Source organism: Saccharibacillus endophyticus, from assembly GCF_013185185.1.
Classification (GTDB): domain Bacteria; phylum Bacillota; class Bacilli; order Paenibacillales; family Paenibacillaceae; genus Saccharibacillus; species Saccharibacillus endophyticus.
The window spans coordinates 388,558-401,483 of the sequence record NZ_JAAZWE010000006.1 but is presented as its reverse complement, the minus strand read 5'-3'; the positions used below and the strand labels follow the sequence as shown (position 1 = coordinate 401,483).

Genomic DNA, 12,926 nt, shown 5'->3' with positions numbered 1-12,926 from the left:
TTCGCTTTCCGGGCTTTTAACGTTGAAAAATTCTTTCCGCTGCGAGCGCCAGGCGGAGGGAGAAATTCAGTGAAAGACGCCTTTGAGCTTGGAAAACAACCTTTTAAAATTTCAATCCAGTTTTCCAGGCGAGACAGCGGATTGTAAAGCATTTCGAAGAAATGCACTTCGGAAGCATACGCTGGCAATTTCTCCCGCAGCCGCCCCCGCTCCAAGCACAAAGAATTCCCCAACAAAAAAGCCCGGAAACCGAAGTCTCCGGGCTTTCCCTCACAACCATTAAATTTTCATGATCCCGCCCATGCTCGCGTTCGTAACCAGTTTGGAATAACGGGCCAAGTAGCCGGTTTTAACTTTCGGCTCGAAACCTTGCCAATTTGCACGGCGGGCAGCGAATTCTTCGTCGCTGATCTCCAATTGGATCGTGCGCTTGTTCAAGTCCAGCTCGATGAAATCGCCGTCTTCCACGAAGGCGATCGGTCCGCCTTCCGCCGCTTCCGGCGAAATGTGGCCGATGCTGATGCCGCGGGATGCGCCCGAGAAGCGTCCGTCGGTGATCAGGCCGACTTTGGCGCCCAAGCCCATGCCGACGATTTGCGAAGTCGGAGCCAGCATTTCCGGCATGCCCGGTCCGCCTTTAGGTCCTTCATAACGGATAACGACAACATGACCTTCCTTGATTTGGCCTTTTGCGATGCCTTCCAGCGCGTCTTCTTGGGAATCGAAGCAGATTGCCGGGCCTCTGTGATAACCGCCGACCGAAGCATCGACCGCGCCGACCTTGATGATCGCGCCTTCCGGAGCCAGGTTGCCGAACAGAACGGCCAGGCCGCCGCGCTCGGAGTGCGGGTTATCGATTTTATGGATCACTTCGGTGTTTTGGATTTCTTGTCCTTCGACGTTCTCGCGAATCGTTTTACCCGTTACCGTGATGCGATCCGCATGCAAGGCGCCCGGTTTTTTGAGAAGTTCGTTCAATACGGCGCTTACGCCGCCCGCATTGTGCACGTCTTCGATGTGCCAGTCGGATGCCGGAGCGAGTTTCGCCAAGTGAGGAACGCGGTTCGCGACTTCGTTGATGCGCTCGATCGGATACTCGATGCCCGCTTCTTGAGCCAGCGCCAAGGTATGCAGAACCGTGTTGGTCGATCCGCCCATCGCCATATCCAGCGCGAAAGCATTGTCGATCGCTTCAACCGTTACGATATCGCGCGGTTTCAGATCCAGCTTGATCAGTTCCATCAACTGCGTAGCCGATTGACGAACGAACTCGCGGCGTTCGGGAGCAACGGCGAGAATCGTGCCGTTACCCGGCATAGCCAAGCCGAGCGCTTCAGCCAGACAGTTCATCGAGTTTGCCGTGAACATGCCCGAACAAGATCCGCAGGTCGGACAGCCGTATTGTTCGAGTTCAAGCAAAGTTTGGTCGTCGATCTTGCCGACTTGGTGAGCGCCTACGCCTTCGAAGACCGAAGTCAGCGAGATCGAGCGGCCGTTCTTGTCTTTGCCGGCTTTCATCGGTCCGCCGCTGACGAAGAGGGTCGGGATGTTGACGCGCAGAGCGCCCATCAGCATGCCCGGCGTGATCTTATCGCAGTTCGGAATGCAGACCATGCCGTCAAACCAGTGCGCGGAGACGACCGTTTCTACCGAATCGGCGATGATTTCGCGGCTTGGCAGGGAATAACGCATGCCGATATGGCCCATGGCGATCCCGTCGTCGACCCCGATCGTGTTAAACTCGAACGGTACGCCGCCGGCTTCGCGGATCGCATCCTTCACGATCTTGCCGAATTCTTGCAAGTGCACGTGACCCGGTACGATATCGATATAAGAGTTGCAGACCGCGATGAACGGTTTGCCGAAATCTTCTTCTTTAACTCCGGCTGCACGCAAAAGACTGCGGTGCGGTGCGCGGTCGAATCCTTTTTTGATCATGTCGGAACGCATTTTTTTCGGTGCCATAATGACTTTCCCCCCAGAACGATATATTAAAATGACAGCTTTAGCGCGGTTAACGAGCAAAGCAAGAACTCGCGAAAACCCGAGCAAGCATGAAGCTAAATTTTCTAAACAGTCTAACACATGCCGTCACTTTTTTCTAGGGCGTGTACGCAAACTTCGAAGGCAGCAGATTTAGACGAATTTTCGTTCTCCACAAGAAAGGGTTCCGAAGGCGTGCCGGGGCACGTCAAGGAGCACTGAAGCAGTAGAGGGCGAAAAGGCAATTAAAGATGCACGTCGTTAAGTTTGCGTACACTCCCTAGCAAAGTCGCAAAAACAAATCGTTGATGCGTTAGCGAAAAGTTGCCCAACGCAAAAAAAGCACGTCCAAACGAAAAAACCGAATCTGCATGATCGGTTCTTTCATTCGGCGCGCGCGAGAGAAATAAACGTGAGTTCAGCGGTCTGCCCATATTCGGGATTACTTCTGACCGCCTTTTCGTCCGATCTCCCGGTAAAAGTCTTTGTCGTGCGAATTGGAAGTCGCTTCTCCGCCCTTGCGTCCGATTTCTTGGTAAAATTCCCGGCTGTGCGATTTCGCCGTAGCTTTGCCGCCTTTGCGTCCGATGTCTTGGTAAAACTCCCGGCTGTGCTTTTTCGCCGTAGCTTCTCCGCCCAGACGACCGGCTTCTTCGCGACTCATTTTCTTGTTGCCCGACTGACTGTTTGCCATCTCAATCACTCCTCAGTAGTTGTTATTGCCGCGTGCACCAACTATTTACCACCGCTTTTTTAGGATGAAACGCCGAGCAAGCTCGAAAAAGCCCCACTTGCGCAGGTTTTCTTTCCAAATCCTTGCAGCAGTGCGGGTTGGCGAGCATTTGCAATTTTTTCGATTTTTCTTTCTTTTTTCGGATCGGGACGCAAACGAGTACCTTGACCGCTTAAGATGTGAGGTTACGCCCATCGAAAACCTTAAACGGAATGCGGTCAAGGTACTAGGGCGTGTCTTCAAACCTGCCAATGTGCATCTTTTGCCGCCTTTTCGTCCTCCGCCGCGTCACTTTCTCTTGACGTGCCCCCGCACGACTGCGAAAAAGTTCCTTGCTGAGAGCGAAAATTCGGCCAAATCTGCTGCCATCGAGGTTTGAAGACACGCCCTAGGCTATGTCCGAACGTGTTCGTTTCAAACGAGGCAGCTGTTCCTTCGCCAAAACGAAATGAACGTTCTTATCGGTTTATTTTCGTTTTTTCATTGACACCGGAAAACGGCATGGCGCACAATGAAAGCGAGTACATATCGGCGCGTGAGAGGTTGAACAAATTGCCGGGCGTCATCGCCGTAAACGGCCGGAATCGGAAAGGGATGAGGGAATTCAATGAAGAAGATCAAAGTGCTGCAAAGCATATTGGACTGCGGCGTAGTCGCGGTTCTGCGGGGAGATTCTCCGGAACAAGTGGTGGAAATGGCTGAACAGGCGATCGCGGGCGGCGTGAAGATTATCGAAGTTACAATGACCGTGCCGAATGCGCTTCAAGCCATCGAGCGTCTGAGCCGAGTGTATAACCCTGAAGCGCCGCAAGATTCCGATCGGTTTGCGGTTATCGGCGCAGGCACGGTGCTTGAGCCGGTTACGGCCCGTATGGCGATTATGGCAGGTTCGCAATTCGTCGTTTCTCCGGCATTGAACGAAGAGACGATCAAAATGTGCAATTTGTATCGCGTTCCGGTAATGCCGGGCGTCGTGACCATCTCCGACCTATTGAAAGGATTGGAACTGGGCGCGGATGTCATGAAACTTTTCCCGGGAAATATGTTCGATCCTTCGATTATCAAAACGCTTAAAGGACCTGTGCCGCAAGCGAATCTGATGCCGACAGGCGGCGTATCCGTGGATAATCTGGGCGAATGGATCGCTGGAGGAGCGGTTGCGGTCGGAATCGGTTCCGATCTCACCAGCGAGGCTTTAAAAACAGGGGATATGACGAAGATTCGGGAGAAAGCGGCTCAGTACGCGGAAGCCTATCGTCAAGCCAAAAGCAGATAAGCGCATGTATGCAAACCCGCGTTTCTTCCTTACTATAGGAGACGCGGGTTTCTTTGCGATGAACCCGAAATTCTCGGGACTGCCTTTGCCGGACTCGCCGCGTTTCTTTATAATGGGACGGGGAAACTTATTGGATGTAAGGAGGAAGTTGTAATGTTAACAGGATCAAAAGCGCCGATTCAGCCGTTCAATAGCGGAAAACGAAGAGGCAGACCAAACAAGACCGGAGGGACGCCGCGCCGCAAGGGGCGCCTGATCCTGACGATTGTGTTAGTGGTGGTGCTTGCATTGATTGCGGCTGCCGTCGTATATGTGAGCACGCCTTACAAACCGTCTGAAGAAGCGCTTGCTGCTTTGAAAAGCGATGATGCGGTAGCCGTGTCGCAAACGGACGATTGGATCGAATTCGAACCCGCGATCGGGTCGGACAGTACGGCGGCCGTGAAGCAGCCTGGTGTTATTTTCTATCCCGGAGGACGGGTAAAGCCGGAAGTCTATGCTCCATTTGCACGTGACCTGGCAGCGACGGGGCGGCATGTGGTGGTTGTGAAGATGCCGTTCAACTTCGCGTTCTTGGGACAAAACGAAGCCGAAAAAGTACAAGACAAATATCCGGACGAGACGTTCGTGCTCGGCGGGCATTCGCTCGGCGGACCGTTTGCGGCACGTTATGCAGCCGAACATACAGATCGGATCGCGGGTATTTTCTTCCTCGCTTCTTATGCAGAAGGGAAAGGCGATTTGAGCAAAACCCAGCTGCCTGCCTTGTCGATCACGGCTTCGGAGGACCAAGTCTTGAAGCAGGAAAGTTACGAGGAAGGACGTAGTTATCTGCCCGAAAATACGCAATATGAAGTCATCGAAGGGGGCAACCATGGTCACTTCGGCAGTTACGGCGAGCAAGGCGGCGACGGCAAGGCTTCGATTCCCGAAGCCGAGCAGCGTGAACAGACGGTATCCCTGATTGCAACCTGGTTGGACGCGATTCCGGCGGAAGCCGGGCAATAATAGCGCCAAGAAGCGGATCGAAGCTTCAGTCGCGCAGAAACGATCAAGTGTTTGCGGCGTTTCGGCACACTTACGGTTCTGCGCGGCTTTTTTTAAAACGGGGAGGAAACTTATGTCTATCTCTTATTTGACGATCGCCGATCAGGAAGTCGCCTGTCAGGCCCTGATCTTCGATAAAGACGGTACGCTGCTGGACTTTATGGAATTGTGGGGACGCTGGGCGGATGAAATGATGGAACGTACAGAGCGAAAATTGCTTGAGCTGGGCGGAGAATGGATCGGCAGCGCCGAAAAGGCTTTTGGCGTGATCCGCAGCGAGCCGAACGGGCGTATCCTCGATTATGACCGCTCGGGCCCGTTGGCATTGGCTACAGCCGACGAGCTGACCGGCGTGCTGGCCTGGCAGCTATACGGATCCGGATTGCCTTGGCACGAGAGCGTAGATGCCGTACGCGAGTTTGCCGCCTCTGCGGAAGAGCAGTTAGAGATCGATAGGCCGGTGCGCCCGCTTCCGGGTTTGCTTACTCTGCTCGAACACGCACGGGCTGCGGGGATCAAGATTGCCGTCGCGACATCGGACACCACCTCTTCCGCGATCAAGCATCTGCGTTGGGCAGGACTGGAGGATCTGTTCGACTGTATCAACGGCCGGGATTTGGTACAGGAGGGCAAGCCGGCACCGGATCTCGTATTCGAAGCCTGCCGCAGGCTCGGTGTTCAGCCCGAGCAAGCCGTCGTGATTGGCGACGGCGGGGCGGACATGGAGATGGCCAAGCGTGCGGGGGCACGCCTTGCGATCGGCATTGCATCAGGCGGAGGACCGCGTTCACACTTGGCTGCGGCCGATTTTGTGGTTGGGGATTACGGCGAATTGGGTATTAGAGTCCGAAACTTTGATTGAGCGTTCGGGTCATCAAGCGAAGGAGGGGAATACGATGACAAAAGATAGCGCGGAAGTGCTGGCGGAATGGATTCGACAAGCGCGAAAAATCGTCTTTTTCGGAGGAGCAGGCACATCGACCGAAAGCGGGATTCCCGATTTTCGCTCAGCCGGAGGTCTATACGATAGCGGCCAAGACGAATTTCCGTATCCGCCGGAGGATATGTTGAGTCGGGAATTTTTTTACGGGGAGACCGAAATGTTTTATCGTTTCTATCGCAGCCGCATGGTTTATCCGCAGGCCGAGCCGAATCCCATGCACCGATTGTTGGCTGATCTGGAGAACAGCGGCAAGCTGAACGCGGTGATCACGCAAAATATCGACGGTCTGCATCAAAAGGCAGGCAGTCGCAATGTGCTGGAAGTTCACGGCTCCGTTCTGCGGAATGCGTGTACATCCTGCGGGGAGACCTATGATCTACATGCGGTGATGGGCGCTGCGGCGATTCCGGTATGCCGGAAATGCGGAGGAGTGCTTAAGCCGGACGTCGTATTATATGGAGAAATGTTGGATTCGGCTGTACTGGAAGCATCCGTGCAAGCTATCGAAGAAGCGGATCTGATGATCGTGGGCGGCACATCGTTGACCGTTCAACCGGCGGCCAGTCTGGTCGGAATGTTCACGGGCGGACATCTGGCATTGCTCAATCGCACGCCTACCCCGTACGACAGCCACGCCGACCTGCTTGTCACGGAGTCCATGGGAGCCGTGGCAGAACGGGTACGAAAGTTGCTTGAATACATTTAACGAGAGTTGAAAAAAAGATGTAATCGTTTTCTTGCTAATCGGCATCCTCAGCGCTAAGATGGATGGTAGCAAGTTTTGAAATGAAAGGATGGAGAAAAGCGATGGAATACAAGGCAAGCGGAGAACGCTATGACCAGATGAAATATAACCGCAGCGGGCGGTCGGGATTGAAGCTCCCGGCGATCTCGCTTGGACTATGGCATAACTTCGGCGGCGTTGACGCTTACGAAAACGGCCGAAGCATCGTGCATCGTGCTTTCGATCTGGGTATCACGCATTTCGATTTGGCGAATAACTACGGACCTCCTCCGGGATCGGCGGAAGAGATGTTCGGGCGTTTGCTGGCAACCGATCTCAAAGCTTACCGCGATGAATTGGTCGTGTCCACGAAGGCCGGTTATTATATGTGGCCCGGCCCTTACGGCGAGTGGGGCTCGCGCAAATATCTCGTATCCAGCCTCGATCAGAGCCTGAAGCGGTTGGGTTTGGATTACGTGGATATTTTCTATCACCACCGTCCGGACCCGGATACGCCGCTTGAAGAAACGATGCGGGCGCTCGATCATATCGTCCGTTCCGGCAAAGCGCTGTACATAGGCGTATCCAATTACTCGGCCGAGCAGACCCGTGAAGCGGTTGCCATTCTCAAAGATCTCGGCACGCCGCTCACGATCCATCAGCCGAGCTATTCGATGATGAACCGTTGGATCGAGCATGGCCTTCAAGACGTTCTCGACGAGAGCGGAGCAGGCAGCATCGCGTTCAGTCCGTTGGCGCAGGGTCTGCTGACCAACAAATACCTGAACGGCGTTCCCGAAGATTCCCGTGCGGCGAGCGCTTCGCCGTTCCTGAATCAGAATCAGATCACGCCGGAAGCGATGCGCAAAGTGCGTGCGCTGAACCAGATGGCCGTCGCGCGCGGTCAAAGCCTGGCGCAGTTTGCCCTGGCGTGGGTGCTGCGCGGCGAACGCGTGACTTCCGTTCTGATCGGCGCAAGCCGCGTGTCGCAGATCGAAGAAAATATCGAAACGTTGAAGCAGCTGGAGTTCTCGGCCGAAGAGCTTGAGCGGATCGAGAAGATTTTGAAAACCGAAAGCGAGCAGTGAAAAGCGGCTTGAATCGAAAAGTCCCGCGTTTTCGCGACCTGAAGGGTCTAAGCGAAAATGCGGGACTTTTTTGCGGAATACGGTTTTTTGCTTCGCTTGTTTGCTTTTGGGATAATTACATCGTTAGGCAAGCGTCTTTTTAGTTCGCGTTAATTGTTCGATTGGCTTTTCCGTTTGAGCACCGATTCCCGATAAGCCGTAGGCGACTGTTTGTGCAAACGTTGGAACTGCCTGGAGAAGTATAACGGATCGGTCAGGCCGACCGAAGATGCGATCTGTTGAACGGATAAGTCCGGACGTTCGCGCAGCAGGCCGCGTGCCTTGTCGATCCGCAGCCGCAGCAGGTACGTGACCGGAGCGACGCCTGTTTCTTTTTTAAAAAGACGTGCCAGGTAGGCTCGATTGTATCCCAAACTCTGGCACATGTCTTCAATAGAGACAGGGTGCGCATATTGGTCGGTCATATAACGGATCATCTGCTTGACGGCCAGGCTTCCCGCCGTATCCGCGGCAGGCAAAGCCGAGTCGCCGCGCACGACATCTTCGGCGGCTGCCAAAACCAGGTACAGATTGCCGAGCGAAGACAGATGCGCGCCTGCGCGCCTGGAACGAAATACGTCCAGCGTGTCGGTGAGCAGGCGGGGGATATTCGATTCGGCGGACGGGCGGAAAACCGGATGCTCGGACGTCAATCCGGCGTCATGGACGATATCTTCGGCCGAAGGCCCCGCGAAAGCCATCCAGCGGTAGCGCCAAGGCTGTCTTTTATCGGATACATAGCTGACCAGCCTTCCGGGCCGAATCAGGAACGCGTCGCCTGCTTCCAGCGCGTACGGCTGTCCTTCGTGCACGAATGAGCCGCGGCCCGATTCAATGATATGCAGCAGGAAATAGTCGTAGATTTTGGGTCCGATCTTGTGTTCGGACAGGGTCTGGCTTTCCCCCGCGAACAAGACATACAGTCTGCCTTTATCGTCGTAAACGGGATTCGGAGCAACCGAGTAGGAAAATTCGCTTGCGGCATCGTTCATCCTGAACCTTCTTTTCCGGCTTGTGCAGCCTTTTTCTCCAGTATACTCTTCTTAAAAATGAAAGTCACATAAGTCCATGCACTCCGCACATCGGTGCATTATCAAGGAGAACGCTATCTTTTATACTGAGGGCACAAGGCAAACAAAACAACCATGAGGTGATCCCAAAATGGATACAGGGCAGATCAAGCAAATGTTCATACGGAAATTCGGTGAGTCCGCGATCGGACCGAGCGTGTTTCATGCGCCCGGACGCGTGAATTTGATCGGCGAGCATATCGATTACAACGGCGGATACGTGCTGCCGGCAGCATTGGAATTCGGCACGACATTGGTCATCCGCGAACGCGAAGACGGCTTGATCCGGTTGGCTTCCACCAATATGCCGGAAGAAGCGGAAATCAAGCTGGGCGAGATCGGCTTGAACAAAAGCGGGCAATGGACGGACTACCCGGTGGGCGTGATGGTCGAACTCGCGGAACGCGGCTTCCCGGTATCGAAAGGGTATGACCTGTTCTACCACGGCGAGATTCCGAACGGCGCAGGGTTGTCCTCCTCCGCGTCGATCGAAGTCGTGACAGGCTACGGCCTGCTGGCGATGGGCGGCTACGACCGCGACACGGTGCAGATCGCGCTGCTGTCGCAAGCGGCGGAAAACAACTTCGTCGGCGTCAACTGCGGCATCATGGACCAATTCGCGGTGGCGAACGGCAAAAAGGACCATGCGATCCTGCTCATGTGCGATACGCTCGAATACAAGCATGTACCGTTCCAAACGGGCAGCTACAAGCTGGTCATCGGCAACACGAACAAACGTCGCGGCCTGGTCGATTCCAAGTACAACGAACGCCGCGAACAGTGCGCGGCAGCGCTGGAACGCCTTAGAAGCTGCAAAGCAGACTTGAGCTACCTTGCCGAGCTGACCCCTTCGCAGTTCGAAGACTTCAAATCCGCTCTCACCGACGAGACGGTTCGAAATCGCGCCCAGCACGTCATTGAAGAAAATGCCCGCGTGCTGGCTTCGGTCGAAGCGCTGACGGCGAACGATCTGGAAGAATTCGGCCGCCTGATGAACTTGTCCCACGACTCGCTGCGCGATCTGTACGAAGTGAGCTGCGACGAGCTGGACGTCATGGTCGAAGAAGCGCGCAAAATTCCGGGCACGCTCGGCGCGCGCATGACCGGAGCGGGCTTCGGCGGCTGTACGGTATCGCTGGTGCATGAAGACGACGTGGAGCGCTTCGTGCGCGAAGTCGGCGAGAATTACCGGGCGCGCACCGGACTGACAGGCGACTTCTACGTCTGCGGCGTCGGCGAAGGCGTGGAGTAGCTCGGCAATTAACCTTTTCGAGTACAACGATTCAACCCAATAAAGGACGAACTTTCGTCCCAACCCAAGGAGGAAAACATAATGGCGATTTTGGTAACGGGCGGTGCAGGATATATCGGGTCCCATACGGTGGCGGCTTTGCTCGAACGCGGGGACGAAGTAGTCGTGATCGACAGCTTGCAAACGGGACATAAAGAAGCGCTGTTGGGCGGCAAATTGTACGAAGGCGACCTGCGCGACAAAGAGCTGCTGAAGAAGCTTTTTGCGGAAAATCAGATCGAGGGCGTCATCCACTTCGCGGCGAACTCCCTGGTCGGCGAAAGCATGCAAAATCCGGGCAAATACTACGATAACAACATGTACGGCACGCTCTGCCTGCTGGAAGCGATGAACGAAGCCGGCGTGCGCCGCATCGTGTTCTCTTCCACGGCGGCGACTTACGGCGAACCGGAAAAGACGCCGATCGAAGAGACGGACCGCACCGAGCCGACCAACGTCTACGGCGAAACGAAGCTGATGATGGAACGCATGATCCGCTGGTACGACCGCGTGCTGAACGTCCGTTACGTAGCTCTGCGCTACTTCAACGCGGCGGGCGCGCATGAAAGCGGCAAGATCGGCGAAGACCACCGTCCGGAAACGCATCTGATCCCGATCGTGCTCCAAACGGCGCTGGGACAACGTTCGCACATCTCCGTCTTCGGCGAAGATTACCCGACGGAAGACGGTACGTGCATCCGTGACTACCTGCATGTCAGCGACTTGGCGGACGCGCATCTGCGGGCGATCGATTACTTGAAAAACGGCGGCGAAAGCGACGTGTTCAACCTTGGCAGCGGCAGCGGCTTCTCGGTACGCGAGATCATCGAGACGGCGCGCAAAGTGACAGGCAAAGAAATTCCGGTCAAAACGGAACCTCGCCGCGCAGGCGACCCGGCTACCTTGATCGCGTCCTCGAAAAAAGCGCGCGAAGTCTTGGGCTGGACGCCGGCGCGCGAAAATATCGAGACGATCATCGCGAGCGCCTGGAACTGGCATCAATCGCGTCCTGACGGCTACAACGACTAAAGGAAGCTTCAAAAAACGATAACGGGGGCAGTGTCCATGAGCGAAAAGTTGAAACGGGAAGTGCAGCAAGGTTCGGGAGAAGTGACGAAAGCGGAAGCGTTGAAAGCGATCGAGCGGTTGACGGCTTTCGCGCTGCGGGAAAAATTGTTGGAGGAAGCCGACGGCGACTTCGGACGCAACCGTCTGCTGGAGCAGTTCGGATTCGACGAGCCTTACGGCGCCGATCCGAATTCTGCCGAAGCGTCGCTTGACGCGTTAGCCGAAACGCTGCCGGAAGGCCCGCAGCCGATGCTGGATGCGTTGATCGATTACGCGGCGCAGACGGGCATGATCCCGGAAAATACCGATACGCAGCGCGACCTGCTCGACGCCAAGCTGATGGGTCTGCTGCTTGCCCGTCCTTCCGAAGTGACGCGCGATTTCCTTCAAGCGGAACAAGAAGGCGGAATCACGGCGGCAACGGATCGTTTTTACAAATGGTGTATCGATTCGAACTACATCCGTATGGATCGCGTCGCGAAAAATATGTATTGGACGCATGACTCGGAATTCGGCGACATCGAGATCACCATCAATCTGTCCAAGCCGGAAAAAACGTCGGAAGAGATCGCGCAGGCCAAACTTCTTCCGCCTCCGGTCTATCCGAAATGCCAGCTTTGCCGCGAGAACGTAGGGTATGCCGGACGCATCAATCACCCGGCCCGCCAGAATCTGCGCGTGATTCCGCTTGAGCTGAACGACGAGCCGTGGTTGTTCCAGTATTCGCCTTACGTGTACTACAACGAACATTGCATCGTGCTGCACCGCGACCATGTTCCGATGAAGCTGACCAAGGATACATTGCGACGTCTGCTTCAGTTTACCGACCGTTTCCCGCATTATTTCCTGGGTTCCAACGCCGATCTGCCGATCGTGGGCGGTTCGATCCTGACGCATGACCATTTCCAAGGCGGCAAGCACACGTTCGCGATCGAAAAAGCACCGACGGAGGCCGTGTTCGCGCATACGCAATACCCTTCGGTGAAGCTATCCGTCGTTCGCTGGCCGATGTCGGTCATTCGTTTGACGGGCGACGATCAAGCGGAGCTGCTGGAAGCGGCGGACGAGATCTACGAGACTTGGAAAACGTACAGCGACGAAAGCGTCAACGTGCGCGCATCCAGCGAAAAAGACGGAGAGAGCGTGCGGCATAATACGGTTACGCCGATCGTCCGCCGCCGCGAGGGCGCGTACGAGCTGGATCTGGTCCTGCGCAACAACCGGACCGACGCTACGCATCCGGAAGGCATTTTCCATCCGCATCGCGAAATGCACCATATCAAAAAGGAAAACATCGGCCTGATCGAAGTGATGGGTCTGGCGATCCTGCCGGGACGCCTGAAAGACGAGTTGGATCAAATCGGACGTATACTGAGCGGCGATTCTGCTTTGCTGGCTGCTGCGGAAAGCGACGCGTCCCACGTGTTGGCGCAGCATTTGCCATGGGTGCGCGAGCTGATCGCGGCGCACGGTTCGCAGTTGACGCCGGAAGCCGCTACAGCGCTTATCGAACTCGAAGTCGGCGCGAAATTCACTGAGATTCTGGGGCATGCAGGCGTGTATAAAACGGATGCTGCAGGCCGTGAAGCGTTCTTCCGTTACGTGAGCAGTCTGGGCTGGAACCGGCAAGACATTCAATAATCAGGAATCAAAAAGCTGTCGTA

Annotated in this window: 11 protein-coding genes; 8 read left to right on the top strand and 3 right to left on the bottom strand. The window is 55.3% G+C overall.

The features are described from left to right. Positions 1–279: 279 nt before the first annotated feature. Positions 280–1,965 carry a dihydroxy-acid dehydratase gene (gene ilvD / locus HRQ63_RS21560; RefSeq protein ID WP_172247217.1) on the bottom strand — a complete coding sequence of 562 codons (1,686 nt, stop codon included), beginning with the start codon at positions 1,963–1,965 and terminating at the stop codon, positions 280–282. A 460-nt stretch (positions 1,966–2,425) separates the two neighbouring features. Continuing rightward, complete coding sequence (locus tag HRQ63_RS21555; RefSeq protein ID WP_037290253.1) at positions 2,426–2,677, bottom strand: KGG domain-containing protein; 252 nt, start codon at positions 2,675–2,677, stop codon at positions 2,426–2,428. A 646-nt stretch (positions 2,678–3,323) separates the two neighbouring features. Between HRQ63_RS21555 and HRQ63_RS21550 the strand changes: the two genes are divergently transcribed. The 5 genes from HRQ63_RS21550 to mgrA all read left to right on the top strand — a co-directional run bounded on the left by HRQ63_RS21550 (position 3,324) and on the right by mgrA (position 7,794). Next, a complete protein-coding gene (locus tag HRQ63_RS21550) occupies positions 3,324–3,992 on the top strand; it encodes a bifunctional 2-keto-4-hydroxyglutarate aldolase/2-keto-3-deoxy-6-phosphogluconate aldolase (protein WP_172247216.1) in 669 nt (222 codons plus the stop codon). 153 nt (positions 3,993–4,145) lie between these two features. Then, positions 4,146–5,000: an alpha/beta fold hydrolase gene (locus tag HRQ63_RS21545; RefSeq protein WP_172247215.1), complete on the top strand. Its 855-nt coding sequence runs from the start codon at positions 4,146–4,148 to the stop codon at positions 4,998–5,000. 112 nt (positions 5,001–5,112) lie between these two features. Next, positions 5,113–5,901: an HAD family hydrolase gene (locus HRQ63_RS21540; protein ID WP_172247214.1), complete on the top strand. Its 789-nt coding sequence runs from the start codon at positions 5,113–5,115 to the stop codon at positions 5,899–5,901. A gap of 34 nt (positions 5,902–5,935) precedes the next feature. Beyond that, positions 5,936–6,688 (top strand): NAD-dependent protein deacylase, encoded by a 753-nt coding sequence (locus HRQ63_RS21535; protein ID WP_172247213.1) that lies wholly within the window; start codon positions 5,936–5,938, stop codon positions 6,686–6,688. A gap of 101 nt (positions 6,689–6,789) precedes the next feature. Beyond that, positions 6,790–7,794: an L-glyceraldehyde 3-phosphate reductase gene (gene mgrA, locus HRQ63_RS21530; protein WP_172247212.1), complete on the top strand. Its 1,005-nt coding sequence runs from the start codon at positions 6,790–6,792 to the stop codon at positions 7,792–7,794. A gap of 149 nt (positions 7,795–7,943) precedes the next feature. Here the strand turns inward: mgrA and HRQ63_RS21525 are convergent, their stop codons facing one another. Beyond that, positions 7,944–8,825 (bottom strand): AraC family transcriptional regulator, encoded by an 882-nt coding sequence (locus HRQ63_RS21525; protein WP_172247211.1) that lies wholly within the window; start codon positions 8,823–8,825, stop codon positions 7,944–7,946. A gap of 169 nt (positions 8,826–8,994) precedes the next feature. Between HRQ63_RS21525 and HRQ63_RS21520 the strand changes: the two genes are divergently transcribed. From HRQ63_RS21520 to HRQ63_RS21510, 3 genes are all read left to right on the top strand, one after another. Beyond that, positions 8,995–10,155, top strand: coding sequence for a galactokinase (locus HRQ63_RS21520; protein ID WP_172247210.1), 1,161 nt, complete (start codon positions 8,995–8,997; stop codon positions 10,153–10,155). 81 nt (positions 10,156–10,236) lie between these two features. Further along, positions 10,237–11,223, top strand: coding sequence for a UDP-glucose 4-epimerase GalE (gene galE, locus HRQ63_RS21515; RefSeq protein ID WP_172247209.1), 987 nt, complete (start codon positions 10,237–10,239; stop codon positions 11,221–11,223). Between the two features lie 36 nt (positions 11,224–11,259). Then, positions 11,260–12,903, top strand: coding sequence for a UDP-glucose--hexose-1-phosphate uridylyltransferase (locus HRQ63_RS21510; RefSeq protein ID WP_172247208.1), 1,644 nt, complete (start codon positions 11,260–11,262; stop codon positions 12,901–12,903). Positions 12,904–12,926 lie beyond the last annotated feature (23 nt).